The 25871-nt window shown below is 59.2% G+C and carries 24 protein-coding genes; 12 read left to right on the forward strand and 12 right to left on the reverse strand.

The genetic code is table 11. The annotated features are described in order from the left end of the window. Positions 1-217: 217 nt before the first annotated feature. The 7 genes from glpE to ALO80_RS16115 form a co-directional block, all read right to left on the reverse strand. A complete protein-coding gene (gene glpE, locus ALO80_RS16085) occupies positions 218-538 on the reverse strand; it encodes a thiosulfate sulfurtransferase GlpE (protein WP_055009709.1) in 321 nt (106 codons plus the stop codon). Between the two features lie 23 nt (positions 539-561). After that, a complete protein-coding gene (locus ALO80_RS16090) occupies positions 562-1437 on the reverse strand; it encodes a symmetrical bis(5'-nucleosyl)-tetraphosphatase (RefSeq protein ID WP_055009710.1) in 876 nt (291 codons plus the stop codon). Continuing rightward, a complete protein-coding gene (gene apaG, locus ALO80_RS16095) occupies positions 1437-1817 on the reverse strand; it encodes a Co2+/Mg2+ efflux protein ApaG (protein ID WP_054987095.1) in 381 nt (126 codons plus the stop codon). Before apaG ends, ALO80_RS16090 begins: the two co-directional genes overlap by 1 nt. Before the next feature lie 113 nt (positions 1818-1930). Then, complete coding sequence (gene rsmA, locus ALO80_RS16100; protein ID WP_055009711.1) at positions 1931-2737, reverse strand: 16S rRNA (adenine(1518)-N(6)/adenine(1519)-N(6))-dimethyltransferase RsmA; 807 nt, start codon at positions 2735-2737, stop codon at positions 1931-1933. Further along, the gene (gene pdxA, locus ALO80_RS16105) at positions 2734-3723 is read right to left on the reverse strand and encodes a 4-hydroxythreonine-4-phosphate dehydrogenase PdxA (protein ID WP_055009712.1); all 990 of its coding nucleotides are present in this window, start codon (positions 3721-3723) and stop codon (positions 2734-2736) included. Before pdxA ends, rsmA begins: the two co-directional genes overlap by 4 nt. After that, positions 3720-5042: a peptidylprolyl isomerase gene (locus tag ALO80_RS16110; protein ID WP_055009743.1), complete on the reverse strand. Its 1323-nt coding sequence runs from the start codon at positions 5040-5042 to the stop codon at positions 3720-3722. Before ALO80_RS16110 ends, pdxA begins: the two co-directional genes overlap by 4 nt. Next, on the reverse strand, positions 5023-7803 hold the full coding sequence (locus ALO80_RS16115; protein WP_055009713.1) for an LPS-assembly protein LptD: 2781 nt from the start codon (positions 7801-7803) through the stop codon (positions 5023-5025). The genes ALO80_RS16110 and ALO80_RS16115 overlap by 20 nt, the downstream gene beginning before the upstream one ends. A gap of 129 nt (positions 7804-7932) precedes the next feature. Between ALO80_RS16115 and ALO80_RS16120 the strand changes: the two genes are divergently transcribed. Genes ALO80_RS16120 through ALO80_RS16130 form a run of 3 tightly spaced genes read left to right on the forward strand, consistent with a single transcriptional unit; the run spans position 7933 to position 10452 of the window. After that, the gene (locus tag ALO80_RS16120; RefSeq protein ID WP_055009714.1) at positions 7933-8958 is read left to right on the forward strand and encodes an aminoglycoside phosphotransferase family protein; all 1026 of its coding nucleotides are present in this window, start codon (positions 7933-7935) and stop codon (positions 8956-8958) included. A 54-nt stretch (positions 8959-9012) separates the two neighbouring features. Then, entirely contained in the window at positions 9013-9684 is a 672-nt protein-coding gene (murU, locus tag ALO80_RS16125) for an N-acetylmuramate alpha-1-phosphate uridylyltransferase MurU (RefSeq protein ID WP_055006385.1), read from the forward strand. Continuing rightward, the gene (locus ALO80_RS16130) at positions 9685-10452 is read left to right on the forward strand and encodes a TerB family tellurite resistance protein (protein WP_054987046.1); all 768 of its coding nucleotides are present in this window, start codon (positions 9685-9687) and stop codon (positions 10450-10452) included. 15 nt (positions 10453-10467) lie between these two features. Here the strand turns inward: ALO80_RS16130 and ALO80_RS16135 are convergent, their stop codons facing one another. Next, positions 10468-11454: an alpha/beta hydrolase family protein gene (locus tag ALO80_RS16135; RefSeq protein WP_055009715.1), complete on the reverse strand. Its 987-nt coding sequence runs from the start codon at positions 11452-11454 to the stop codon at positions 10468-10470. A gap of 78 nt (positions 11455-11532) precedes the next feature. Here ALO80_RS16135 and ALO80_RS16140 point away from each other — a divergent pair, with 78 nt between their 5' ends. From ALO80_RS16140 to trpE, 9 genes are all read left to right on the forward strand, one after another. After that, positions 11533-13581: a sensor histidine kinase gene (locus ALO80_RS16140; protein WP_055009716.1), complete on the forward strand. Its 2049-nt coding sequence runs from the start codon at positions 11533-11535 to the stop codon at positions 13579-13581. Next, on the forward strand, positions 13578-14207 hold the full coding sequence (locus ALO80_RS16145; RefSeq protein ID WP_055009717.1) for a response regulator: 630 nt from the start codon (positions 13578-13580) through the stop codon (positions 14205-14207). Before ALO80_RS16140 ends, ALO80_RS16145 begins: the two co-directional genes overlap by 4 nt. 521 nt (positions 14208-14728) lie before the next feature. After that, on the forward strand, positions 14729-15853 hold the full coding sequence (locus ALO80_RS16150; RefSeq protein ID WP_055009718.1) for an ABC transporter ATP-binding protein: 1125 nt from the start codon (positions 14729-14731) through the stop codon (positions 15851-15853). Positions 15854-15935: 82 nt separating this feature from the next. Further along, positions 15936-16970 carry a polyamine ABC transporter substrate-binding protein gene (locus tag ALO80_RS16155; RefSeq protein ID WP_055009719.1) on the forward strand — a complete coding sequence of 345 codons (1035 nt, stop codon included), beginning with the start codon at positions 15936-15938 and terminating at the stop codon, positions 16968-16970. 77 nt (positions 16971-17047) lie between these two features. Continuing rightward, positions 17048-18295 carry an ABC transporter permease gene (locus ALO80_RS16160; protein ID WP_054987052.1) on the forward strand — a complete coding sequence of 416 codons (1248 nt, stop codon included), beginning with the start codon at positions 17048-17050 and terminating at the stop codon, positions 18293-18295. A gap of 11 nt (positions 18296-18306) precedes the next feature. Beyond that, positions 18307-19128 (forward strand): ABC transporter permease, encoded by an 822-nt coding sequence (locus ALO80_RS16165; protein WP_054987053.1) that lies wholly within the window; start codon positions 18307-18309, stop codon positions 19126-19128. Positions 19129-19247: 119 nt separating this feature from the next. Then, a complete protein-coding gene (gene rpe / locus ALO80_RS16170; protein WP_054987054.1) occupies positions 19248-19922 on the forward strand; it encodes a ribulose-phosphate 3-epimerase in 675 nt (224 codons plus the stop codon). After that, entirely contained in the window at positions 19919-20737 is an 819-nt protein-coding gene (locus ALO80_RS16175) for a phosphoglycolate phosphatase (RefSeq protein WP_055009720.1), read from the forward strand. Before rpe ends, ALO80_RS16175 begins: the two co-directional genes overlap by 4 nt. A 70-nt stretch (positions 20738-20807) precedes the next feature. After that, positions 20808-22289 carry an anthranilate synthase component I gene (trpE, locus tag ALO80_RS16180; protein WP_054987056.1) on the forward strand — a complete coding sequence of 494 codons (1482 nt, stop codon included), beginning with the start codon at positions 20808-20810 and terminating at the stop codon, positions 22287-22289. Between the two features lie 72 nt (positions 22290-22361). Here trpE and estP read toward each other — a convergent pair whose 3' ends face one another. From estP to ALO80_RS16200, 4 genes are all read right to left on the reverse strand, one after another. Beyond that, positions 22362-24284: an esterase EstP gene (gene estP, locus ALO80_RS16185; RefSeq protein ID WP_055009721.1), complete on the reverse strand. Its 1923-nt coding sequence runs from the start codon at positions 24282-24284 to the stop codon at positions 22362-22364. 105 nt (positions 24285-24389) lie between these two features. Next, positions 24390-24632, reverse strand: a complete 243-nt coding sequence (locus tag ALO80_RS16190; RefSeq protein WP_054987058.1) for a pyocin activator PrtN family protein — start codon at positions 24630-24632, stop codon at positions 24390-24392. Between the two features lie 119 nt (positions 24633-24751). Then, positions 24752-25000, reverse strand: coding sequence for a DUF1654 domain-containing protein (locus ALO80_RS16195; protein ID WP_054987059.1), 249 nt, complete (start codon positions 24998-25000; stop codon positions 24752-24754). 151 nt (positions 25001-25151) lie between these two features. Then, positions 25152-25763: a LexA family protein gene (locus ALO80_RS16200; RefSeq protein ID WP_055006378.1), complete on the reverse strand. Its 612-nt coding sequence runs from the start codon at positions 25761-25763 to the stop codon at positions 25152-25154. Positions 25764-25871: the final 108 nt, after the last annotated feature.

Consider the following 25871-nt stretch of genomic DNA (forward strand, 5'->3'; position numbering starts at 1 on the left):
TGGCTGCTGTTTCCCCCCAGAACACCCTAAAAGTAACTACCGATGACCCACGCGCCGGTGTACCGGCTCTCCCCTGAATACGGATGGCCTGAGGCTAAGGATAGTTCGGATTCGGAAAGATAAAGAAGGGATGCGCGAGAAGACGGGCTGACCGTTCGTCAGATGACTCGCGAGCCCGCGTAGAACGCGGGATCAGCTGTCATAAAAATATTTTGTATCAGCCTTGCGCGGTTTCTTCAGGATAGGTGTTGCGCCACAGCTCGAAACCGCCGTCCACGCTGTATACATCGGAGAAACCCTGGCCGACCAGATAGGCGGCGGCGCTCTGGCTGGAATTGCCGTGGTAGCAGACGACAACCAGCGGTTTATCCAGATCGGCATTGGCGATGAAGTCGGCAATCGAGTGATTATCCAGATGTACCGAGTCAGGAATATGATTGCTTTGGAAAGCCTGCGGATCGCGCACATCGACCAGCACTGCGCCCTGTTCGCGCAGTGCATGAGCCTGTTCAGGTGGAATACGTTTGAATTCAGTCATTGCCTGGGCTCCTGAGCCTGAGATTAGGGGGTGGTGGCAGTGCCGGGCTGGATGCGTGTGACAAGCCCGTTGGCGGCATGGCCGACAGCATTGCAATTGCACTGATGACGTTCAAGGGTATCGACATTCAGCAGGGTCATCGAGCCACCCCAGACACAGCCGCTGTCCAGCGCAAAGACGCCTGGCTCGTTGCAGCGGCCTTCCAGCGCCGCCCAGTGGCCGAAAATGATTTTCAGCGCACGGGTCTTGCGTTTGGGATGGCTGAACCAGGGTGCATAGCCCGGTATCGCGGTTTCTACGCCTTCCTTGCTCTTGAGGTCGAGTTTGCCGTCGCTGGTGCAGAAGCGCATCCGGGTGAAGTAGTTGGTAATGACCCGCAAGCGTGGCACGCCTTGCAGGTCATTGTCCCACTTGGCAGGTTCATTGCCGTACATGCCGTCGAGAAAGTCACCATACAGCTGGTCGTCGTGCAGTGCGTGCTCGACTTCAGCGGCGTGCTTCAGGACCTTTTTCAGCGACCACTGCGGCGCTATACCGGCATGCACCATAGCGACGTTGCGCTCGGCATCGTAGTGCATGAGCTTTTGCCGACGCACCCAGTCGAGCAGGTCGTCACGGTCAGGCGCGTCGAGAATTTCGCGCAGGGTGTCGCCTTTTTTGAGCAGTTCGTTTTTGCGGGCGACGGCAAGCAGGTGCAGGTCATGGTTGCCGAGCACGCAGACCAGCGATTCACGGATTGAGTACAGGTAGCGAAGTGTTTCCAGCGATTGCGGACCACGGTTGACCAGATCGCCCACCAGCCAGAGCCGATCATGCTCCGGGTTGAAGTGGACGTGCTCAAGCAGGCATTGCAGAGGTTCAAGGCAGCCTTGCAGGTCACCGACGGCGTACACCGCCATCAGTGCAGTGAACCCGGAACGGCCAGGCGGAAGGGCTCGATGACCGCATCGAAGCGTTTGCCGTCTTCCGCCAGCATCTGATAAGTGCCCTGCATCGTGCCGACTTTGGTGGTCATGACCGTACCGCTGCTGTAGGTATGGCTCTGGCCGACCTTGATCAGCGGCTGCTGACCAACCACGCCTTCGCCGCGCACTTCTTCGACCTGGCCGTCACCGTCGGTAATGACCCAGTGCCGCGACAGCAGCCTGGCAGGCAGTTCACCGTTGTTGTGCACAGTGATGGTGTAGGCGAACGCGAAGCGGTTCTGCTCGGGTTGCGACTGTTCCGAGAGAAAACGTGTGACGACGCTGACGTCGACCTTGTAACGAGAATCGGGCATGCAGTAGGCCTTGAAATCCATAACGAAAAAAGGGCGTGTGCGGCAGGTAGATCAGTCTAGGACAAGTAGGCGGGAAATGACGAACGCCAGTGCCGTTCGCCTGCCCCGAGGGTTCACTCTGTCACAACTTTTTCGCTCAGAGTGTCTGCCAGACGGACGAATGCGGCCAGATCGAGTTGCTCGGGACGCAGACTGCCGTCTACTCCGGAAGCGGTGATCTCGTCGCTGCTCAATAACAGTTTGAGTGTGTTGCGCAGGGTTTTGCGACGCTGATTGAATGCTTCGCGTACGACCCGCTCCAGCACGCGATGATCCTTGGCGGGGTGGGGCAGCGTTTCGTAAGGGACGAGGCGAACAATGGCCGAGTCCACCTTGGGTGGCGGGTTGAACGCCCCCGGTCCGACGTTGAACAGATGTTCCACGCGGCAATGGTACTGAACCATGATCGACAAGCGACCCCAGTCACCGCCGCCGGGGCCGGCCGCCATGCGCTCGACCACTTCCTTCTGCAGCATGAAGTGCATGTCGCGGATCAGGCTGGCGTTCTGCAGCAGATGAAAAATCAACGGCGTCGAGATGTTGTAGGGCAGGTTGCCGACGACACGCAGGCTGCGTGGTTCTGCACCCAGGCTGTTGAAGTCGAACTTCAGTGCATCGCCCTGATGCAGGTTGAAATTCGGCTTGTTGCCAAACTGGCCGGTGAGGATCGGGATCAGGTCCTTGTCCAGCTCGACCACGTCCAGTTGTGCGTCGCTGTTGAGCAACCCCTCGGTCAGCGCGCCCTGGCCCGGCCCGATTTCCAGCAGTCGGTCTTCAGGCCTGGCACGAATGGCGCGAAGGATCTTGTCGATAACGCCTGCATCATGCAGGAAGTTCTGCCCGAAACGCTTGCGCGCCCGGTGTTGGTATTGCTCGGTCATGAATGGGTCTCGGCCATCTGGTAGGCGGTTTGCAGTGCAACGTGCAGGCTGCCGGTGTCAATGTTCGCGCTGCCGGCCAGATCCAGCGCCGTGCCGTGATCGACAGAGGTGCGGATGATTGGCAGGCCAAGCGTCACATTGACCGCTGCGCCGAAACCTTTGTATTTCAGCACGGGCAAGCCCTGATCGTGATACATCGCCAGCACTGCGTCGCAGTGCTCCAGATATTTGGGGGTAAACAGAGTGTCGGCAGGCAACGGGCCGCGTAAATCCAGGCCTTCGTTGCGCAGGCGCTCCAGAGTCGGTTCGATGATGTCGATTTCCTCGCGGCCCAGATGCCCGCTTTCGCCAGCATGAGGGTTGAGGCCGCAGACCAGAATGCGCGGGTGGGCAATGCCGAACTTGTTGACCAGATCGGCATGCAGAATGCGTGTCACACGCTCCAGCCGGTCCTGTGTGATGGCGTCGGCCACCTCGCGCAGCGGCAGGTGAGTGGTCACCAGAGCAACGCGCAGGTCGCCGGTTGCCAGCATCATCACCACCTGATCGGTGTGGGTCAGCTCGGCGAGGAATTCGGTGTGTCCGGAAAAGGCGATGCCACCGTCGTTGATCACACCCTTGTGCACCGGGGCAGTGATCATGCCGCTGAACAGCCCGTCGAGGCAGCCCTGGCCTGCGCGAGTCAGGGTTTCCAGGACGAACGCGGCGTTGGCCTTGTTCAGTACGCCGGTTTCCACCCGAGCTGCCAGGGGCGTATCCCAGACGTACAGACTGCCGGCAGGTGCAGGCAGGTCGGGAAGCGTATCGGGCGTGACGTCGAGCAGACGGACCTTCATGCCCAGTTGCGCGGCCCGCTCAAGGAGCAGGTCGCGACTGGTGATGGCGATCAGGGGGTGTGGCTGAGGCTGCGTGGCGAGCAGCAGGCAGAGGTCGGGACCTATGCCGGCCGGCTCGCCGGGTGTCAGGGCGAAACGCTTGGGTTTCACTGTGCAGCCTGTGTCGCGCCAGGAAGTTTGATTTCAACGTAGGCTTCGTCACGGATCTGACGCAGCCAGGTTTGCAGCTCTTCGTCGTACTTGCGGTTACGCAATACGTTCAGCGCTTGTTGCTCGCGAGCCTGATCGGTGGCATCCGTGGAGCGACGGCCGAGCACTTCCAGAACATGCCAGCCATACTGGGTCTGGAACGGTTTGGACAATACGCCCTGCGGTGTTTCGCTCATGACCTGGCGGAATTCGGGAACCAGGGAGTTCGGATCAACCCAGTTCAGATCGCCACCATTGAGTGCAGAACCTGGATCTTCCGAAAAGCTTTTCGCCAGTTCGGCGAAATCTTCACCATTCTCGATGCGGTCGTAGATCTTCTGGGCAAGACGCTTGGTCTCTTCCTCATTACGGATTTCGCTTGGCTTGATCAGGATATGACGCACATGCACTTCGTCACGCATTTGCGCCTGACCCTGACCACCGCGCTTTTCCAGCAACTTGAGAATGATGAAACCGCCCGGCGTGCGCGCCGGAGGCGTCACGTCACCCACAGGCATGGCGCTGAGCATGTCACCGAATGGCGGTGGCAGTTGCGCAGCCTTGCGCCAGCCCATATCGCCGCCTTCCAGTGCGTTTTCGCTGGAGGAGGTAGTCGCCGCGAGGCGGGTGAAGTCACCACCTTTTTTCAACTGATCGTAAATGCCCTTGGCCTTGACGGCTGCAGCCTGGATGGTCTCCGAGGAGGCGCTGTCAGGTGTGGCGATCAGAATGTTGGCCAGGTGAAACTCTTCGGACAGCTGAGCCTTGCCCTGATCGGATGCAAGGAAGTTTTTCACTTCCTGCTGGGAGACCTGGATGCGTTCAGCCACCCGGCGCTGACGCACACGGCTGATGATCATTTCCCGGCGCACCTGCTCGCGAGCATCGTTATAGGACAAGCCATCATGCGCCAGCGCGGCGCGGAACTGCTCTACGCTCATGTTGTTGCGCTGGGCGATGGTACCGATTGCCTGATTCAGCTCGTCGTCGGAGACACGAATGCCGGACCGTTCGCCCATCTGCAATTGCAGATTTTCCAGAATCAGACGATCCAGAACCTGCGGTTGCAGCGCCTCGGCAGGCGGTACGCCAGAGCCACGCTTGGCGATGGTTTGCTGAACTTCACGTACACGCTGGTCCATCTGGCTTTTCATGATCACGTCGTTGTCGACGATGGCCACAACACTGTCCAGAGGTTGAACCGCCGCATGCACGGCACCGCTCAGGAGTAACGCGCCCAGCATCAGCGGGCGCAGACAATCAGAAAGCTTGGTCTTCACGTTCACGATAACCTTGGATGCCTTTGTCGAGGAAGCTGTCTACCTTGGCGCCAGTTACACCGCCGAGCCCCTTCAACACGATTTGTAGGAATATGCCGCGGTCGCCTTTCTCGTTCTGAGGCGCTGCCTGGCTGAATTCGTCGTAGTCGATCCAGTAGCGGTTGACCAGACGCATTTTCCAGCAGCAGTTGTCGTACTCGAACCCGCCGAACGCTTCGATGGTGCGTTCGCGGTTGTAGTCATACTGCCAGCGGCTGATCAGGCTCCACTGCGGCACGATTGGCCAGATGACCGAGAAATCGTGCTGCTGAATCTTGTAGTAGTCCTTCACATAATTAGGCGAGCCCGGTGTGCCGTAGTCGCCACCACCCACAACCCAGCGACCGGTGCTTTCGTCGTAACGAATCTGGTCGTTGCGATAGCGGTAGCCGACGTTGACGACCTTGTTCGGGTTGTCTTCAGGCTGGTAGTGGAACATCGCGCTGCCCGAACGGGTGCTTCGGCTGTCCGGATCCCAGTTGAAATCGGAGTTGAAGCGCCAGTCGCGGTTGAAGCGGTATACGTATTCTAGAGCATACGGCGAGACCCTGGAGCGCGCATCATCACGGTCTGCGAATGCGACACCAGGAAGCTGCACTTTACGGTCTTCGAAATACAGCGCCTGACCGATGCTGAAGGTTTGACGTTCGAAGCCGTTGTTCTCGATCCAGCGGTTAGTGACGCCCAGCGACAGTTTGTTCTCGTCGCCTATGCGGTCGGAACCGGTGAAGCGGTTGTCACGGAACAGCGAGGCGAAGTTGAACGTGCTTTCGCTGGTATCGAATACCGGAATGTCGGTCTGGTCTTTCTCGGGAACATAGAGATAGAACAGGCGCGGCTCCAGGGTCTGGCGGTAATCCTTGCCGAACCAGTTGGTATTGCGATCGAAGTACAGGCCGCTGTCGACGCTGAAGATCGGCACGCTGCGGCTCTGACTGCTGCTGTACTCCTCGCCGGCCAGCAGCGAGTTTTTGCCCTGACTGTCCAGATCCAGATCGTATTGCGTGTAGACATACTTCAGTTTCGGCGTCAGGAAGCCATAGGTCCAGTTCATCGGCAGGCTGACGGACGGAGCCAGGTTCAGACGATCACCGTTGGCGCGAGCCAGACCAGTAATATTGTTGTCCAGGCGTGTCTCGGAGTTGCCGTCTTCATCAATGAACGCGCCGCTGCGCAGGTCGCGTTCGAAGCGGACGGCTTCAGTCTGATAATCGAACTTCAGCCCGCCGGGGTTGTAAGGCAACGTACCATTGAGTGTCAGTTGAGGCAGACGGTTGTAAGGCGTGACGTTGGCAACCGTCGCCAGCTTGTAAGCCTGAGCGTTGAGCATTGCCGAGAAGCTGTCGCCACGGTAGGTCAAGGAGCCCTGCTGGTTGAGGAAGTCAGTCCGTTTGACGCCGATCTGATCGGTTTCCAGATCCTGGAAGTAGTACGGGTCGCTGATGTCGGTGTAATCGACCTGGGTCAGCCAGCGTGTATCAAGGCCACCCTTGTGCTGCCAGTTGATCATCCAGCGGGTCTTGTCGTAATCGGACTGCTGTTTGCGGTCGTCGTTTTCGTCGTTCAGGTACGCGCCGCCAAACTGGCCTTCACTGCCTCTGGTCAGGTAGCGGAACTCGCCTTCCATCAGCAAGCCACGATCGGCCATGTAGCGCGGGTACAACGTGGCGTCATAGTTCGGCGCGAGGTTGAAATAGTACGGGGTAACCAGCGTAAAGCCGTTGTCGCCGCCGGCCGCAATGGTCGGTGGCAGGAAGCCGGACTGTCGACGGTCGTCGATCGGGAAGTAGATATACGGCGTGTACAGAACCGGTATGTCCTTGACCCGCAGGGTAACGTTGGTCGCCGTACCGAAGCCGGTGGCCGGGTTCAGCGTGATGTTGTTGCCCTTGAGCGTCCAAGCGTTGCTGTTCGGTTCGCACGTGGTGTACGTACCGTCCTTGAGCCGGATGATCGCGTTCTCTGCACGCTTGGCGTACAGGGCATTACCGCGAATGTTCGACTTGTGCAGGACGTATTCGGCGTTGTCGACCCGGGCTTCGCCGGTGTCGAGTTGCAGTTCGGCCTTGTCACCCACGATCAGCGCACCGTTGTCGCGCAGACGGACATCGCCGTTCAGCTCGCCACGGTTTTCGGCCTGATGCAGGGCGGCCTCCTGGGCCTGTACCTGCATGCTGCCCTGACGCATCACGACATCGCCAGCCAGCGTCGCGACCTGTGCCTCTTGTTCGTAACGCGAAGCCTTGGCTCCCACGAACATCGGCGCGTCTTTCATCGGCGTCTTGTCGTCCATGCCAGGACGGATCGGCTCGACGTAGGCACCCGAGCAATACGGGCCGGTTTCGGCCAGTTGCGCTGCGGTAAGCTTTTCGCGAGGAACCCAATCGAGGTGGCTGTAGTCAGCACTACGCGACCTCAGACCTTTGCCCTTGGCCTCGGTAACCAGTTGCGTACCCGCAACCTGCTCACCCGAAGACGTACTTTGCGAGGTCACTGTGCCGTTGGAACTGACCGACGTCGTGTCATGCACGGGGCGCGGAGGCAGATCCACTGCAGCAGCATTGGGTTTCGGCGCACAGTTCCAGGCACCCGAAGCAGAGACTGAGCAGTCATACTGTTCCGCGGCGACCACGAACTGAGTGGCCAGAGGTTGCATCGCCAGCAGACTGCCGGTTACGAGCAACGGAAATTTTTTACGAAACGCGGGGGATTTCAATGCCATCTTATTAGTCCGGGCTTCCTGCGCGCCATCTGCCCGCGGGGGGGCCGCACGCCTCTCGATGGGCTGAAAAAGATTCCGGATAATAAAGCATGACCCGCTTGACGGCTAGCGCCGTCGGAGACCCTTGTAATGTCAGATCAAGATATACGCCTGCAATCCCTGAAAGTTTGGCTCGATGAGCAGTTGCCAGCACTGTTTGCCGCGCAGAATTGGGGCGCTGTACCCCCGGCTACATTGACTGCGGCCAGCAGCGATGCAAGTTTTCGTCGTTATTTTCGCTGGGAGGGGGCAGGCCGAACTTTTATTGTCATGGACGCCCCTCCACCACAGGAAAACTGCAAACCGTTTGTAGATATCGCTCATTTACTGGAAAAGTCGGGCATTAATGTTCCAAAAATTTATGCCGAAGACCTGACACAAGGCTTTTTGCTGCTCAATGACCTGGGCCGTCAGACCTATCTGGATGTCATCGACACCGACAACGCCGATGCATTGTTCGCCGATGCAATCCAGGCACTGCTGGCTTATCAGCAATTGCCGATGGACGCGCCATTACCGGTGTATGACGTCGCATTGCTGCGCCGTGAACTGGAGCTGTTCCCCGAGTGGTACGTGAAGCGTCACCTGGGGATCGAGATGGACGAGGCCCAGCTGGCTGACTGGCAGCAGGTCAGCGAGTTGCTGATCAACAGTGCTCTGGCACAGCCCAAGGTATTGGTGCATCGCGACTACATGCCCCGAAACCTGATGATCAGCGAGCCCAATCCTGGCGTGCTGGACTTTCAGGACGCCGTCTACGGTCCGGTCACCTACGACGTGACCTGTCTGTTCAAGGACGCCTTCCTGAGCTGGCCGCAAGAGCGCTTCAGCGAGTGGCTCAAAACCTACTGGGATCAGGCGCGGGCCATTGGCATACCGGTGCAGGAAGATTTTGCAGCATTCGAGCGTGCCAGTGATTTGATGGGGGTACAGCGCCATTTGAAGGTGATCGGTATTTTTGCCCGTATCTGCCACCGCGATGGAAAACCGCGCTATCTGGAAGACGTCCCGCGCTTTTTCGCTTATATAGAGGCGGTTTTGTCGCGTCGCCCCGAGCTGGCTCAACTCGGTCAGTTGCTCACCAGCCTGCAGCAGCCGGTAGAGACCGCTGTCTGATACGGCTGAGACGGCCATTTTGAAAGAAACCTTGATTGTGTTGAAGAGGACTGCATGAAAGCGATGATTCTCGCCGCCGGTAAAGGTGAGCGAATGCGCCCGTTGACCCTGCACACGCCCAAACCACTGGTGCGTGCCGGGGGGATCCCGTTGATCGAGTACCACCTGAACGCCTTGCGCGCAGCCGGGTTTCACCAGCTGGTCATCAACCATGCGTGGCTGGGACAGCAGATCGAGGATTATCTGGGTGACGGTCAGCGTTTCGACCTGAGCATCCGGTATTCCCCGGAAGGCCAGCCGCTGGAAACAGGCGGCGGTATTCATCGGGCATTGCCGTTGCTGGGTTTCGAGCCCTTTGTGGTGATCAATGGCGATATCTGGACCGATTACGATTTCAGTGCATTGCGCATGCCGCTTGCCGGTTTGGCGCACCTGGTGCTGATCGATAACCCGGCACACCACCCGACTGGCGATTTCTCGCTGGTCGACGGTCAGGTGCGCGATGACGATTCGGCGGGTCAGCGACTGACATACAGTGGCATCGCCATCCTGCACCCCCAGCTGTTTGCCAACTGTGAACCCGGTGAGTTCAAGCTCGCGCCACTGTTGCGGGAGGCCATGCACCAAGGGTTGGTAACAGGTGAGCATTACAGGGGGCGCTGGGTCGATGTCGGGACTCACGAGCGTCTGGCAGAAGTCGAGCAGTTGCTTGCGGAGAGCCGCTGAATGCTCTGGCCTGGCACACTGATCGGCGCTGGCGTCGGCTATGCAATTGCCAGCATTCCGGGTGCCATGTTAGGGGCGCTGTTAGGCCAGGCGCTGGATCGGCGATTGAAGTTGCAGAGCTGGGCGCACCTGCGTGAGCGTCTCGGCGGCCGGGCGACGATCCCCGAGGACGGGCTGCTGTTTGTGTTGCTGGGCCGCCTGGCCAAGAGTGACGGACGGGTGTTAGCCAGCCATATCCATCAGGCCCGCACCGAGATGCGTCGTTTGAATCTGAACGATACAGACCAGTTGCGCGCCATCACTGCTTTCAAGCGCGGCCGCGATGGAGCCGATGGCCTGCGCAGTTATCTGCGTGGGCTGCAGGGGCAGCCGGACATCGCCGAGGATTTGCTACGTGCCTGCTGGCGTATGGCCTGGGCGGACGGCAAGGCTTCGCGGGTCGAGCGTGAGTTGATCGGGGTGTGGGGCATGTGGCTTGGCTGGACCGGGCCACAAGTCGAGGCGCTGGCTGCCGATCACGACCCGATGAAGCGTTCGCCGGTCAGCAGCAGTGATGACTACAGAAGTGCAATGACGCTTTTGGGGATAAAGCCCGACACCGATCCGCTGAACATCAAACGTGCGTACCGAAGGCTGCTCAGTCGCCATCATCCCGACAAGATTGCCGGCTCGGGTGCCAACCCCCAGCAAGTGCGTGTGGCGACCGAGAAGACCAGCGAGCTGCATAATGCCTATCGTGTGGTCAAAGCCCGACGCGGGTTCAACTGAGCCTGCGCGTCACGCTTATTTTTCCTCTTTGGCGTCTACCCAGCCGCGAACCCGGCGAAATAGCTGCTCCTGTTCGGTCTCTTCGTTGCCAACAATGTTGATCAGCGCAATCTGCATGAAACCTGGCCCCTTGGTGCGTTTGCTGGCCTGCAAGCGTGCCTTGGCCGCCTGGTCCGGCGAGTTCTTGTAGATGAAGTCGGCTGTCTTGATTTTCAGCCTGGGCACCATGTCCAGCAGCGAGGGCGCAGCATTGACAGGCTCGCGCGCAGCAAGCATTACCAGCTTCTGCACAGCAGGCGATGTGCGCTCATTGAGGAATCTGGCTGCCCAGTACGCGCCGCTGCTATGGCCGATCAACACAATGCTGCGGGCCTTGTTTTGCTGCGCAAAGCTGACGGCACTTTCGATCCGGGCGAAGATGCGCTCGGCCTGAGCCTTGTCGAGTTCCTCGTCGGCGGCTGCCTTTGCGGTGGCGGCAGCGGCCTGGGCCTCGGCTTCAGCTGCCGGGTCCTGGGCTTTCGCGGTGGTGTCCTTGGTGGCCTCGTTGGGTTTGGTGGCATTTGCATCGGCTGGAGCGGCGTCCGGCTCGCGTGCCACCAGCGTACTGTCGACCGGATCCGGCATGGTGATGCTCAGGCTAGACCAGCCGACATCAGGAAACTTGCGGCGCAGCGGGCCAACGGCGTCCGGCCAGTCCGGCGACTCGGCGTCACCGGGCACGATGATGACTGCGCCCTGAGGCGTGTCACTGTTCGCCGGCTTCCAGAGCGCAAGGAAATTTTCGTCGCCGGCCTGAAGTTGCTGCTGATCCTCACGAGGCAATTGGCGCTCGAGCGCTATGGCGTCTTCCTGCGAGCGGCTGAGCAATGGTGCGCGCTCGACCGGTGTTTCGGCAGCGGCGTCCTTGGCCGGGACCGGGTCGGCTGCCAGAGCAGGCAGCGTGCAAGGCAGCATCAATGACAGAAACAATGCAGGAAACGTTGCGCGAAAGGTGTAGGACATCGGATATTCCAAGCCAGAAACTATCCCGGCAGCCTAATGGGTTGATCGGCTTTTGTCAGGCCTGAGCCTGCGCGGCTCATGGCCGTCATACGAACACACGAGAGCGACACATTGATGATTGGTCTTCTGCGCAGCGGGTTTATCGGCTGCCTGGCGTTGCTCTTGATGGTTCAGATGGCGAACGTGCAGGCTGACGTGCCGGAAACGTCTGCAACGGCACCGTTGAGTTCAGCACAGCGTAGCTGGCTCGGCCAGCACGGTCCGCTGCGGGTTGGTCTGGTATTGCGTGCGCCTTACGCCCAGTTCGATCAACGCTTGCAGCAGCTGTCGGGTGCCAATGTCGACCTGATGAATGCGCTGGCGGCGGCGCTGCCGGTCGAATTGTTGTGGCGAAACTTTCCCGACCAGGCCGCGCTTGAGAAAGCTTTGGCCAATGGTGAGATCGATGTCGCCCCAGGCCTGATGCAGACCCCTGCGGGGCTGCGCTTGTGGCTGTTTTCCGATCCGTATCTGCGTGTTTCGCAACTGTTGATCGGCGAGCGTGACGGCGGCACCACCGTGGACCTGGAGAAGCTCGACAGCCTTTCCCGCATTGCAGTGCGTATGCCAGGCTCTGCCGCCGATTACCTGCGCAGCAATTTTCCGCACCTGAACCTTCAAGGGGTGCCGCTGGAGCGTCAGGCGCTGCAATTGTTGCTCAGTCAGCAGGCACGTTATGCCGTGGTCGATGAGGCGCAGCTCAGCCGTCTGCTCCGCGAGCCGGAGTTTGCCGGGTTGGCGGTAGTAGGGGATATCGGGCTGCCACAATTGTTACGGGTGGCTTCACGCCGCGACATGCCCGAGCTGGCCGACATCATCAGCGAAGCGTTGCGGGTGATTCCGGCCAAGGAACTGGAACAACTGCACGCACGCTGGATGCCGTTGACCCCTTCGCATTTCATCGAGTCGACCAAGCTCTGGAAAAACCTGTGCATTCTGCTGCTGGTGATGCTGCTGGCCTGTTTTGCCATCGTGGTCTGGCAGCGTCGTCAGCAGCAGGCGCTGGAGCGAGAGCTGCTCTCTGCGCGTGAAGCACTCGCCCTTCGTGTCGAAGGCGAGGAAGCGCTGCGCCTGGCGCAATTTTCCATCGACCAGAGCACCGTGGGCATCCTCTGGGTCAATTGGGACAGCCGGGTGCGCTATGCCAACCGCGCAGCGGAATTCATGCTGGGCTATGCGCCGGGGCACGTGGTAGAGCGGCCGCTGATCGATTTCGAGCCCGGTCTGCACATGGATCGCTGGCTCAACCTGTGGAAGAACGCGCGTACTCGCGAAGACAGCCCGCAAGTGTTCGAGACCCATTGCCTGCGCGCCGATGGCAGCCTGCTGCCTGCCGATGTCTCGTTGAGCTTCCTGCGCTTCCGAGAGGCGGAATACCTGGTGGTGTTTCTCAGTGATGCCAGCGAGCGCCGCCGCGCACATGATCAGTTACGTGAACTGTCCGCGCACCTGGAAAGCGTGCGTGAGGAAGAGAAGGCGCGTATTGCCCGTGAGGTTCATGACGAACTGGGGCAGATGCTGACCGTACTCAAGCTGGAAACCTCGATGTGCGAACTGGCCTATGCCGACCTGGACCCCGGCCTGAGTGAGCGGCTGGACAGTATGAAGCGCCTCATCGCGCAGTTGTTTCAACTGGTGCGTGATGTGGCCACTGCATTGCGGCCGCCGATTCTCGACGCGGGCATCGCGTCGGCCATCGAGTGGCAGGCGCGCCGTTTCGAGGCGCGCACGCAGATCCCTTGTCTGGTGCAGGTGCCGGATAATCTCCCGGCACTCAGTGACGCCAGGGCCACTGGCATGTTCCGGATTCTTCAGGAGGCGTTGACCAACGTGATGCGCCACGCACAAGCGCATACCGTAGAGATCAGCCTGACGTTGCAGGATGGCGTGATGTGCATGAGTATCGCCGATGACGGGCAGGGGTTTTCCATCGAGTCGGGCAGGGCGGTTTCATTCGGTCTGGTAGGGATGCGTGAGCGGGTGCTGATGCTCGGTGGCAGACTTGAGCTGGACAGTGAGGTGGGTGAAGGCACAACCTTGCGCGCCTATATCCCGTTGGACCCCGTCGCACAGGAGCGAAGACAGTGATTCGTGTTTTGGTAGCCGAAGACCACACCATCGTGCGTGAAGGGATCAAACAACTGATCGCCCTGGCCAGGGATCTGCAGGTGGTGGGCGAGGCCAGCAACGGCGAGCAGTTACTCGAAACCTTGCGCCACGTGCCCTGCGAAGTGGTGTTGCTGGACATCTCGATGCCCGGCGTCAATGGTCTTGAGGCGATTCCGCGGATTCGCGCATTGGCCAATCCACCGGCCATTCTGGTGCTGTCGATGCACAACGAAGCGCAAATGGCGGCACGTGCGCTGAAAGTCGGCGCGGCGGGCTACGCGACCAAGGACAGTGATCCTGCGCTGCTGCTGACGGCGATCCGTCGGGTGGCGGCGGGCGGGCGCTATATCGATCCGGACCTGGCCGACCGCATGGTCTTTGAAGTGGGCCTCACTGATAGCCGGCCTTTGCATTCTTTATTGTCGGAACGCGAGTTTTCGGTATTCGAGCGTCTGGCCCAGGGTGCCAACGTCAACGACATCGCCCAGCAACTGGCCTTGAGCAGCAAGACCATCAGCACCCACAAGGCGCGGCTGATGCAGAAAATGAAGCTCAACTCGCTGGCCGATCTCGTCAAATACGCGATGGAGCACAAGCTGCTCTGAGTCTGAAAACGACACTCTGCTCATCACTATCGTGCAACGCTCCGCTTGTCCGCGAAGACAGTATTCAAACGATGCTCTTTCGGTGAACGCACCAGCCCTTTCGCGGACAAGTCCGCTCCCACACCCTGCGCTGGAACGCTCATCGTTGTACACAAGTCTGCCTTTGATTCTGGCCGGAGGCCGTGGGAGCGAACTTGTTCGCGAATGGGCCGGTGTAAGCGCCGGAATGCATCGTCTGAAATACCGTCTTCGCGGACAAGCGAAGCGTCGCCCGGTCCGCTCCCACGCCCTTCGGGCAGAAGCCCGAAACCTCTTTTTTTGCGCTCGTCAGGACTTGTGTATCACGCTGAGCGCTGGAACGATCAGACGTCGCCGACGTGCTCAATCGCGCCATCTCTGTAGGGCAATCCCTACCCCCAGCCTTCCACCTCGCCTAGGCGATTCTCTCCCGGCCCCCGATTTGCGTGGCATACGGGCTGCTCTAGGCTTGAGCCCACGCAGACAAAACAAAGGTGTGGGTAATGAGCGACGTCGATACAAGCGCTGGAGCAAGTGATGTTCTGGTCAGCTTTCGTGGTGTGCAGAAGAGCTACGACGGCGAAGCACTGATCGTCAAAGACCTCAACCTGGATATTCGCAAAGGTGAGTTCCTGACCTTGCTCGGACCCTCGGGCTCCGGCAAGACCACCAGTCTGATGATGCTGGCCGGTTTCGAAACCCCGACTGCCGGCGAGATCCTGCTCGGTGGTCGCGCCATCAACAATGTGCCGCCGCACAAGCGTGACATTGGCATGGTGTTCCAGAACTACGCATTGTTTCCGCACATGACGGTGGCCGAGAACCTCGCATTCCCCCTGTCAGTGCGGGGCATGAGCAAGACCGATGTCGGCGAGAAAGTGAAAAAGGCGCTCGGCATGGTCCAGCTGGACACGTTTGCGCATCGCTACCCGGCGCAGTTGTCCGGTGGTCAGCAGCAACGTGTTGCCCTGGCCCGTGCGCTGGTATTCGAACCGCAACTGGTGCTGATGGACGAGCCGCTCGGCGCGCTCGACAAGCAACTGCGCGAGCACATGCAGATGGAGATCAAGCACCTGCACCAGCGTCTGGGTGTAACGGTGGTCTACGTGACCCACGATCAGGGCGAAGCCCTGACCATGTCCGACCGGGTAGCCGTTTTCCATCAGGGCGAGATCCAGCAAATCGCGCCGCCACGCAGCCTGTACGAGGAGCCGAAGAACACGTTTGTGGCCAATTTCATTGGTGAAAACAACCGTCTCAACGGGCGTCTGGTCAGTCAGGACGGCGACCGCTGTGTCGTCGAACTCGAACGGGGCGAGAAAGTACATGCGCTGGCGATCAACGTCGGCCAGCCTGGCGGTCCGGTGACCCTGTCGATCCGCCCCGAGCGCATCAGTCTCAACGGTCGCAGCGAGAGCTGTGCAAACCGTTTTTCCGGTCGTGTTGCCGAGTTTATCTACTTGGGCGACCACGTTCGCGTGCGTCTGGAGGTAGCAGGCAAAAACGACTTCTTCGTCAAACAGCCGATTGCCGAACTGGACCCTGGCCTGAGCGTGGGCGACGTGGTGCCCATCGGCTGGCAAGTCGAGCACGTTCGTGCGCTCGACCCCTTGCAGCAAGTGCATTGATCTACCAAAAAAAGCAATAACAGAGGCGACCTGATCGCCCATCCCAATCGCTTACCAACACTGCTCGTGGAGAAAAGAACATATGTTGAAATCTTTGAAGTTCACCGCCATCACTTTGGGCATGATGTGCGCGGCGCAAGCCATGGCCGCGACCGATCTGACTGTGATTTCCTTTGGCGGTGCCAACAAGGCCGCCCAGGAGAAAGCTTTCTACGCGCCGTGGGAAAAGGCCGGCAAAGGCAAGATCATCGCCGGTGAGTACAACGGTGAGATGGCCAAGGTCAAAACCATGGTCGACACCAAAAGCGTTTCCTGGGACCTGGTAGAAGTGGAGTCGCCTGAGCTTGCCCGCGGCTGCGACGAAGACATGTTTGAAGAACTGGACCCGAAGGCGCTGGGCAATGCCGCTGACTTCGTGCCTGGTGCAATCACCAATTGCGGCGCGGGCTTCTTTGTCTGGTCGACGGTGCTGGCCTATAACGCCGACAAGGTCGCCACCGCGCCGAACGGCTGGGCGGATTTCTGGGACACCAAGAAATTCCCTGGCAAGCGTGGCCTGCGCAAAGGTGCCAAATACACTCTGGAATTCGCTCTGATGGCCGACGGCGTAGCGCCCAAGGACGTTTACACAGTGCTGGCCAGCAAAGATGGCCAGGACCGCGCGTTCAAGAAGCTCGATGAGCTCAAGCCAAACATTCAATGGTGGGAAGCGGGCGCACAGCCGCCGCAATACCTCGCGTCCGGCGACGTGGTGATGAGCTCTGCCTATAACGGTCGGATCGCCGCCGTGCAGAAAGAAAGCAACCTCAAAGTGGTGTGGACCGGCGGCGTGTATGACTTCGACGCATGGGCCATTCCAAAGGGTTCGAAAAACGCAGAAGCGGCGAAGAAATTCATCGCCTATATGCTGGAACCCGAGCAGCAGAAGATCTACTCGCAGAACATTGCCTACGGCCCGGCCAACACTCAGGCGGTCAAGCTGCTGGACAAGGAGACCCTGCAGAACATGCCGACCACACCTGAGAACATCAAGGATCAGGTACAGATGAATGTGGCGTTCTGGGCCGACAACGGCGAATCCCTCGAGCAGCGTTTCACTGCCTGGGCTGCCAAGTAATCAGGCTGCATCGCGTCAGATCCGGGCGTTCCCTGTTCTAGGGAACGCCCTCTCGTTGAAAGATTCCGGAGTTCGCTATGGCCATCGCCGTGCCCTTGACTGAAGGCGCCAGCCCTAACTTGAAGCAACGTCTCGCTCGCGCCGAACGGGTCAATCGCTGGAAGGCTCAGGCATTGATCGCTCCGCTGGTGATTTTCCTGCTGTTGGTGTTTCTGGTGCCGATCGCTGCGTTGCTCTACAAAAGTGTCGACAACCCTGAAGTGGTGGCTGCGCTGCCCGGCACTGTGGTCGAAGTGCAAAAGTGGGATGGTAAAGGGCTGCCGCCCGAGTCGGTCTACAAGGCGTTGAGCCTGGACCTGGCCGAAACGCGCAAGAATTCCACGCTGGGCGATTTGTCCAAGCGTCTGAACATAGAACTGGCCGGCTATCGCAGCCTGTTGAGCAAGACCGCGCGCGCGCTGCCGTTCAAGACTGAACCGGCCTCTTATAAAGAAGCGCTCGAAGCACTGGACGAACGTTGGGGCGACCCGGCCTATTGGCAGGCGGTGCGCCGCAATACCAGCAGTATTACGCCTTATTACCTGCTGGCGGCGGTGGACCACCGCATCGATGATCTGGGGGAAGTTGCCCCGGCGACCCCGGATCAGGCGATCTATCTCGATATCTTCGCCCGTACCTTCTGGATGGGCCTGGTGATTACCGCCATCTGCCTGGTACTGGCCTATCCGCTGGCTTATCTGCTGGCCAGCCTGCCTGCGCGGCAGAGCAACCTGCTGATGATTCTGGTGCTATTGCCGTTCTGGACCTCGATTCTGGTGCGCGTTGCCGCCTGGATCGTGTTGTTGCAGTCGAGTGGCCTGATCAATAGCGCGTTGCTGGCAATGGGCATCATCGACAAGCCTCTGGAACTGGTCTTCAACCGGGTGGGTGTGTACATCTCGATGGTGCACATCATGCTGCCGTTCATGATTCTGCCGATCTACAGCGTGATGAAGAACATCTCCCCGACTTACATGCGTGCCGCCATTTCGCTGGGCTGCCATCCGTTTACCAGTTTCTGGCGCGTGTATTTCCCGCAGACCTATGCCGGGATCGGCGCCGGCTGTCTGCTGGTGTTCATTCTGTCGATCGGCTACTACATTACCCCGGCTTTGCTGGGCAGCCCGAACGATCAGATGGTCAGCTATTTCGTCGCCTTCTACACCAACACCAGCATCAACTGGGGCATGGCTACAGCGCTCGGCGGGCTTCTGCTATTGGCGACCATTGTGCTGTACCTGATTTATAGCTGGCTGGTCGGCGCCAGCCGCCTGCGCCTGAGCTGAGGAGTGTCACCATGTTGAACCCCTACACGTCGCCGATCGAACGCATCTGGTATTACGCCTTGCGCATTATCTGTGCGCTGGTGCTGCTCTTTCTTGTGCTGCCGGTGCTGGTCATCGTGCCGCTTTCATTCAATTCCGGGAGTTTTCTGGTCTATCCGCTGCAAGGCTTCTCTTTGCAGTGGTATCAGGACTTCTTCAACTCCGCAGAGTGGATGCGCGCTCTGAAGAACAGCATGATCGTCGCCCCCGCCGCGACGCTTCTGGCGATGGGGTTCGGCACGCTGGCGGCAATTGGTCTGACCCGTGGCGATTTCCCTGGCAAGGCGCTGGTCATGGCGCTGGTGATTTCGCCGATGGTGGTGCCGGTGGTCATTGTCGGTGTTGCCAGTTACCTGTTTTTCGCGCCACTGGGCCTGGGCAATAGCTACACCTCGCTGATTCTGGTCCATGCGGTGCTGGGTGTGCCGTTCGTGATCATTACCGTGTCGGCGACTTTGCAGGGTTTCAATCACAATCTAGTGCGCGCTGCTGCGAGCCTTGGTGCTTCGCCACTGACTGCGTTCCGGCGCGTGACCCTGCCATTGATTGCGCCGGGTGTTATTTCCGGTGCACTGTTCGCCTTCGCAACCTCGTTCGACGAAGTGGTGGTCACGCTGTTCCTCGCCGGACCGGAGCAGGCGACCTTGCCACGGCAGATGTTCAGCGGTATTCGCGAAAACCTCAGCCCGACCATCGCCGCCGCTGCGACGTTGTTGATCGGCTTCTCGGTGCTGCTGCTGTTGGTGCTCGAATGGCTGAGGGGGCGTAGCGAAAAACTGAGAACGGGGCACTGACGTGCAGTGGCAAGCCGCAAGCCTTATGGTTTGCTCTGGCTTGCCGCTCATAGCTTAACGCTCCAGGCGAAGCTTGGCGTACAATCCGCGCACCGTGATTCTGCTCAAACAGGTGCGTCATGCAGCCCTTCGTTATTGCCCCATCGATTCTTTCCGCTGACTTCGCCCGTCTGGGTGAGGAAGTCGACAATGTGCTGTCTTGCGGCGCTGACTTCGTCCACTTCGATGTCATGGACAATCATTACGTCCCGAACCTGACCATTGGTCCGATGGTCTGCAGCGCCCTGCGTAAATATGGCGTGACTGCACCGATCGACGTGCACCTGATGGTCAGCCCGGTGGATCGCATCATCGGTGATTTCATCGAGGCCGGTGCCACCTACATCACCTTCCACCCGGAAGCGACCCAGCACATTGATCGCTCATTGCAACTGATCCGTGAAGGCGGCTGCAAGGCGGGCCTGGTATTCAATCCGGCCACTCCGTTGAACCTGCTGGAGTACGTCATGGACAAGGTCGACATGATCCTGCTCATGAGCGTCAACCCGGGTTTTGGCGGGCAGAAGTTCATTCCCGGAACACTTAACAAACTGCGCGAGGCACGTGCGCTGATCGATGCCTCCGGACGCGACATCCGCCTGGAAATCGACGGCGGCGTGAACGTCAACAATATTCGCGAAATTGCAGCGGCAGGTGCCGACACCTTCGTTGCCGGTTCGGCCATTTTCAACGCGCCGGACTACCGGGAAGTGATCGAAAAAATGCGTACAGAACTGGCGTCATCCCGCGCATGAGCGGCTTCGAGCAGCTGTTTGCAGGCAAGTTGCCCAGGCTGATCATGTTCGATCTGGACGGGACGCTGGTGGACTCGGTTCCCGATCTGGCCGTGGCGGTGGATACCATGCTCTGCGAACTCGGTCGCCCGATTGCCGGGCTGGAATCAGTGCGGGCCTGGGTAGGCAACGGTGCGCCGGTACTGGTGCGCCGCGCGCTGGCCAATAACCTCGACCACAGTGGTGTCGATGACGCACTGGCCGAGCAGGGCCTGGAAATCTTCATGCGCGCTTATGCCCAAAAACACGCGTTCACCGTGGTATACCCCGGCGTGCGTGAAACCCTGAAATGGCTGCAGAAGATGGGCGTCGAAATGGCCCTCATCACCAATAAGCCGGAGCGTTTTGTCGCGCCGCTGCTTGATGAGATGAAACTGGGGCGTTTCTTTCGCTGGATCATCGGCGGTGACACCATGCCGCAGAAAAAACCTGATCCTGCTGCGCTGTTTTTCGTGATGAAAATGGCGGGTGTGCCGGCCTCGCAATCGCTGTTTGTCGGCGACTCGCGCAGTGATGTGCAGGCCGCCAGGGCTGCCGGTGTGGCTTGCGTCGCGCTGAGCTATGGCTACAACCACGGGCGGCCGATTGCCGAAGAAAACCCGGCAATGGTGATCGATGATTTGCGCAGGCTGATTCCCGGTTGCCTGGACATGGACGCTGAGATACTGTTGCCCGACATCAAACGCCCCTCCTCAAGAGAATCCGTCGTGGTGGTCACTCGCAAACTCTGGATGAAAGTCATAAAGGCCCTGGCCCGCTGGCGTTGGCGCGCCTGACTTGATTCTGGCCGGCCTGCCGGCGCGTTTGCCTGACTGACCGTTTTTTCCTCAAACCACGAGGTTGCTCATGAACCGTGAAGAATTCCTGCGTTTGGCCGCTGAAGGCTATAACCGCATTCCGCTTGCCCGCGAAACCCTGGCCGACTTCGATACGCCGCTGTCGATCTACCTCAAGCTTGCCGACCAGCCCAACTCCTACTTGCTGGAGTCGGTGCAGGGTGGCGAGAAATGGGGGCGTTATTCGATCATCGGCCTGCCATGCCGCACCGTGATGCGCGTGCATGGTCATCACGTCAGCGTGACCCATGACGGCGTCGAGATCGAAAGCCTGGATGTTGAAGACCCGCTGGACTTCGTCGAGACCTTCAAAGCGCGCTACAACGTACCGACCATCACCGGGCTGCCGCGCTTCAACGGCGGGCTGGTGGGCTACTTTGGCTACGATTGCGTGCGTTATGTCGAGAAGCGTCTGGCCAACTGCCCGAACCCGGACCCGTTGGGCGTGCCGGATATCCTGTTGATGGTGTCTGATGCGGTCGTGGTGTTCGACAACCTGGCGGGCAAGATGCACGCCATCGTGCTGGTCGATCCGGCGCAGCAGGAGGCCTACGCAAGTGGCGTTGCCCAGCTCGACGAGCTGATGCACAAGCTGCGTCAGCCGATCACACCGCGTCGTGGTCTGGACCTGGACAGGCCACCGGCGGCCGATCCGGTGTTTCGTTCCAGCTTTACCCAGGGCGATTACGAGGCAGCGGTCGATACGATCAAGCAATACATCCTCGCAGGCGACGTCATGCAGGTTGTGCCGTCGCAACGGATGTCCATCGATTTCAAGGCCGCGCCCATCGACCTGTATCGGGCGTTGCGCTGCTTCAATCCGACGCCTTACATGTATTTCTTCAACTTCGGCGACTTCCATGTCGTCGGCAGTTCGCCTGAAGTGCTGGTACGGGTCGAGGACAACCTGATCACCGTGCGTCCAATTGCCGGTACCCGTCCTCGCGGAGCCACTGAAGAGGCTGACCGTGCGCTGGAGGAAGACCTGCTTTCCGATCACAAGGAAATTGCCGAGCACCTGATGCTTATCGATCTGGGGCGTAATGACGTCGGGCGGGTGTCCGAGGTCGGTACGGTCAAACTGACCGAAAAGATGGTCATCGAGCGTTACTCCAACGTGATGCACATTGTGTCCAATGTCACTGGCCAGCTGAAAAGCGGGCTGACTGCAATGGATGCGCTCCGGGCGATTCTGCCGGCGGGCACGTTGTCCGGCGCACCGAAAATCCGCGCCATGGAAATCATCGACGAGCTGGAACCGGTCAAGCGCGGCGTCTATGGCGGTGCCGTGGGGTATATGGCCTGGAATGGCAACATGGACACTGCTATCGCGATTCGTACTGCGGTGATCAAGAACGGCGAGCTGCATGTACAGGCCGGTGGCGGCATCGTCGCCGACTCGGTGCCGGCACTGGAATGGGAAGAAACCCTCAACAAACGCCGCGCCATGTTCCGCGCCGTAGCATTGGCCTCGCAAACTGCCGAGGACTGAGCAGGCTTGCTGCTCTGCGTTCCAAAGTGGACGCAGAGCATCGCACGATAGTGAGGCTGTCCAGCGGCCTGTCTAGAAGCTCAGGCTCAACGCAACATTCACTCCTTGCTGGGTCACGTCGTCGTTCTTGCGCCAGTTGTAGTTGCCACGCAGTGTCAGGTCCTGAGTGAGCTTCTGGCTGACGCCCAGCGTTGCCCGGTTCAGGTCGCGTTGCGGGGTGTAGCCTTCCAGGGTGAAGTCGACGGACTGTATGCTGTTGAGTGCCATGGTCACGTTCTGCTGGTCGGTCTCGAACTCGCGCTCGCGGGCCACTTCGCCCCAGACCTGCGTGCTCGGGGTCACCTCGAATTTGCCCTGTACACCGACGCCTGCACGTCGTGACTTGCGGGTCTGGTCACTGAAGGTCAGCGCTGTCGAACGATCGCCTTTTTCCGAGTAGCCATCGACATCGATATGCGCGTAGTCGGCACTGACGAAGGGCGACAGATGCCAGCGACTGGCAGCTTCTGCTATGTCGAAACCGACTCGCCCGCTGACCGCCCACAATTCACCGTCGGTATCGCCTTTTTCCTGGCCCTCGCTGACGCCCAGCGCGAACTTGCGCTCGGCATTTTCGTAATCAAGCTTGCCGCCGGATACTGCAAGATCTCCCCACCAATGATTGGCCTGATATTGCAGAAAAGCAGTAGCGATGTAGCTGTTGAGTTTGTAGTCCGAATCCCTTGGCCCGGCTTCGAGATTCTGACGATACGCCCCGGCGACAACCCCTGTGCGCCAATTCTCGGCAAACCGGTAGCTGCCGCCGATGGTCAGGTTATAGCCTCTTCCGTCCGCATCAGCCGAGCTGTCCTGCGCGTCGAAATCCATTTTCTGACCGCCTGCGGCGACGATGCTTTGCCACTGGCCAATGCCTTGCCAGTTGCCCCAGTCGCTAAGCCATTGCGCACGAATCTCGTCCTGATGCATACGCAGCGTGCCATTGGCCATTTCTGGCAGCAGGGTTATTTCCCAGGGTGCCGAAAGCAAGGAATAGGCGTAGTCGGCCAGCAGTCGTTGCCCGGCTTCGGTCGGGTGGACGCGGTCATTGAAAAATACCCGGTTCGGGTTCGGCGTCGCACTGGATCGGCCATTGGCTGCGCTTTCTGTGCAGCTGTCGCCACTGAAGCAGGTGCCGATCAGGTTTTCGTTGGGATCGAAACCGAAGCGGGCCGGTTCGGCGAGGACTTCATTGATCAGCAACGGAACATTCAGCGGGATGATCTGGGCATTGATCTGCGCCAGTCGGCTGACCAGTTGCTGATTGAAGCCCGCGCTGAGTGCGGAGCTCGCCGAGGCCAAAGGTGAACCGCTCAAGGCTGGCGTTTTACCGATGTCCGGCAGCAACCAGACCATGATGTAGCGCGCACCGGACTGTTGCAGGGCTTGCGCGCTGTCAGCCAGCTGATTGGCGGCTTGCGCGGCGCTGCTGGCACTCAACACACGACCTTGCAGAAAGTCGTTGCCGCCTCCGGTCAGGTAGTAAAGAGCGTTAGGGTCAGCGCGAAAACTGTTGGCGGGCAGATAACCGGTCCGGCTGCGTAACAGCGTGCCGGTGTTCGGGTCGACGACAGTGGATTGCGAGTTGATCGAGTTCAGAATCTGGTCCGTTCGATAACCGCCGACTGCCCAGTTATTGCCATCCGGCGCGCCCAGTGCTGCATTGACCGGCGATGTAGACGCCGCCAGATCACCTGCCGGGACGTTGAGCATTCTGCCGATCAGCGTCGACGAGTTCAGATTGAAGACTTCACCGCTGCCGTCCTGATACGTGGGCCCGACACGGTTGGTGAACCGCAGCGTAGAGCCCCTCGGCCCGGCAGTGTCCGGAAACTGTCCGGCATCGGCCAGACTGTCGCCGAACACCACCATGGTCGAATAGGGCGCAGCCGCAGTGGTGCCGCAGGCCAGCGATAACAGGCAGGCCGCGAACGGCCAGCGCCTCGATGTCTTGGTCATGAAAGGATCCTGATTGTTTTTGTTTTGTACCGGAAACGTAGCAAGATTTTTCATGACTGCAAAGTTTGATGAACGTAATCGATCGGCGGCGGTGCTTTTTTGACCTCAGGCAGCCCTGTTGGTCACGATGGCACTCAGGTAATCGGCCAGATCGTGCAGATAGACGAAAGGGTGGCCCTGGCGGCTGCCGCCTGTACGGCTGACCTTCAAGTCGATGCGCCCTGCGTTGATCTTGCGCAGCAGGTTTCTGTCGTTCGACAGGTGCGAAAAATAACGCTCTCTGACGGCACTCAGTGAAGGGCACGGCGTGGCGAATTCTTTGCGAAGTTGATCCAGTATTTCGTTCATTCCATGACTCCCTGTGGTTTGCATGTGAAGCCCTCAAGAAGGGCACAGGCAAACAATACGATATGTAGCGATCTTTTACAATACAGTTTGTATTTTAAATACATTCTGTATCATTTCGTTCACAGGGAGTCGATGTACCAGGACACATGGGCGGTGCCGTTTTCAGAGTTGCGGGTCACAGTAATTCCCTCGGCTTCGCTGATCTGGTCAATGAGGCGCTCCCAATGCGCAACTGATTCGCCAGGTTCTCTGATCAAAAGGACCTGATGCTCGATCTGTGCCTTGTCGCTGGCAATGGCGTCCTGAATCCGCTGTGCCAGGGCCAGGTAAGCGTCGTGTTGCGGGGTGTCGAGGGGCTGATCGAGCATGAGTGGACTCCTTTTTACTGTATGTGCATACAGTAATTGAGGGGTGTATCCCACGCAAGCTACAAATGTTTCCTACGTGGACATCAGCCGAAGCCGAACAAGGCGTACAAAAAAGCCCCGGCTAGCGGGGCTTGAGCGGATCATGCGGGTTTCAGAGGCGCATGGTCATCTGCCTGATGACACCAATAAGCTTGCACTCTTCTGTGACCGGAAGGATTGGATAGGCCGGGTTCAACGGTTTGAGAAAATAACGCCCGGCGTCTTCGACCAGCTTTTTGAACGTGGCTTCGTTGCTTTCAGGCAGCTTGGCGATGACCAGCTTGCCGGCCGTGGGCTCGATTCCGGTGTCGACAAGGATCAGCATGCCCTCGGGAATGCTCTGGCCTGCGGGTGCGGTCATCGAGTCGCCGCGCACCACAAGCCAGAAAGCACGGCCCTTGGCTTTGTAATCGCTGATCTCGAAGGTGTCGGAAAAGCCTGCGGGGTAGGGCTCGACCGCTTCGCTCCAGCCACCGGCTTCAACCCAGCTGATGACCGGATAGCGATAGAAACGCGAAGGCTGCACCGTAGGTGCCACGTTATGCAGGCCGGGCTCGCTCGACGGGATCGAGGTTGCGAGGATAGGCAGGCCCAGCTCGCTTAGCAATCGATTGATGACCTCGATCTTCGGCTCACGCTTGCCATTCAGCCAATGCCCCACGGCACCGGGCGTTACGCCCATTCGCTCAGCCATTTCTTCCTGGCTGATGTCCTGAGTTTCCATGACCTGTCTTGCGACTTCATACCATTTTCTGTTCATGCGCGAATCATACAGGCTGTAGGGTGTTGATCAATATACAGAATGTAATGCTTTATTGTACTTAAAAAATAC

Origin of the sequence: Pseudomonas caricapapayae (assembly GCF_001400735.1) — a bacterium.
Classification (GTDB): domain Bacteria; phylum Pseudomonadota; class Gammaproteobacteria; order Pseudomonadales; family Pseudomonadaceae; genus Aquipseudomonas; species Aquipseudomonas caricapapayae.

What these genes read in the sequence shown, in the direction of transcription:
- ALO80_RS16160 (WP_054987052.1), top strand. Translation starts at nt 17,048, where the DNA reads ATGGCCATCGCCGTGCCCTTGACTGAAGGCGCCAGCCCTAACTTGAAG.
- glpE (WP_055009709.1), bottom strand. Translation starts at nt 538, where the DNA reads ATGACTGAATTCAAACGTATTCCACCTGAACAGGCTCATGCACTGCGC.
- ALO80_RS16120 (WP_055009714.1), top strand. Translation starts at nt 7,933, where the DNA reads ATGTCAGATCAAGATATACGCCTGCAATCCCTGAAAGTTTGGCTCGAT.
- murU (WP_055006385.1), top strand. Translation starts at nt 9,013, where the DNA reads ATGAAAGCGATGATTCTCGCCGCCGGTAAAGGTGAGCGAATGCGCCCG.
- rsmA (WP_055009711.1), bottom strand. Translation starts at nt 2,737, where the DNA reads ATGACCGAGCAATACCAACACCGGGCGCGCAAGCGTTTCGGGCAGAAC.
- ALO80_RS16190 (WP_054987058.1), bottom strand. Translation starts at nt 24,632, where the DNA reads ATGAACGAAATACTGGATCAACTTCGCAAAGAATTCGCCACGCCGTGC.
- apaG (WP_054987095.1), bottom strand. Translation starts at nt 1,817, where the DNA reads ATGCCCGATTCTCGTTACAAGGTCGACGTCAGCGTCGTCACACGTTTT.
- ALO80_RS16195 (WP_054987059.1), bottom strand. Translation starts at nt 25,000, where the DNA reads ATGCTCGATCAGCCCCTCGACACCCCGCAACACGACGCTTACCTGGCC.
- ALO80_RS16130 (WP_054987046.1), top strand. Translation starts at nt 9,685, where the DNA reads ATGCTCTGGCCTGGCACACTGATCGGCGCTGGCGTCGGCTATGCAATT.
- ALO80_RS16140 (WP_055009716.1), top strand. Translation starts at nt 11,533, where the DNA reads ATGGCCGTCATACGAACACACGAGAGCGACACATTGATGATTGGTCTT.
- ALO80_RS16090 (WP_055009710.1), bottom strand. Translation starts at nt 1,437, where the DNA reads ATGGCGGTGTACGCCGTCGGTGACCTGCAAGGCTGCCTTGAACCTCTG.
- ALO80_RS16200 (WP_055006378.1), bottom strand. Translation starts at nt 25,763, where the DNA reads ATGGAAACTCAGGACATCAGCCAGGAAGAAATGGCTGAGCGAATGGGC.
- ALO80_RS16165 (WP_054987053.1), top strand. Translation starts at nt 18,307, where the DNA reads ATGTTGAACCCCTACACGTCGCCGATCGAACGCATCTGGTATTACGCC.
- estP (WP_055009721.1), bottom strand. Translation starts at nt 24,284, where the DNA reads ATGACCAAGACATCGAGGCGCTGGCCGTTCGCGGCCTGCCTGTTATCG.
- ALO80_RS16150 (WP_055009718.1), top strand. Translation starts at nt 14,729, where the DNA reads ATGAGCGACGTCGATACAAGCGCTGGAGCAAGTGATGTTCTGGTCAGC.
- trpE (WP_054987056.1), top strand. Translation starts at nt 20,808, where the DNA reads ATGAACCGTGAAGAATTCCTGCGTTTGGCCGCTGAAGGCTATAACCGC.
- rpe (WP_054987054.1), top strand. Translation starts at nt 19,248, where the DNA reads ATGCAGCCCTTCGTTATTGCCCCATCGATTCTTTCCGCTGACTTCGCC.
- ALO80_RS16175 (WP_055009720.1), top strand. Translation starts at nt 19,919, where the DNA reads ATGAGCGGCTTCGAGCAGCTGTTTGCAGGCAAGTTGCCCAGGCTGATC.
- ALO80_RS16155 (WP_055009719.1), top strand. Translation starts at nt 15,936, where the DNA reads ATGTTGAAATCTTTGAAGTTCACCGCCATCACTTTGGGCATGATGTGC.
- ALO80_RS16135 (WP_055009715.1), bottom strand. Translation starts at nt 11,454, where the DNA reads ATGTCCTACACCTTTCGCGCAACGTTTCCTGCATTGTTTCTGTCATTG.
- ALO80_RS16115 (WP_055009713.1), bottom strand. Translation starts at nt 7,803, where the DNA reads ATGGCATTGAAATCCCCCGCGTTTCGTAAAAAATTTCCGTTGCTCGTA.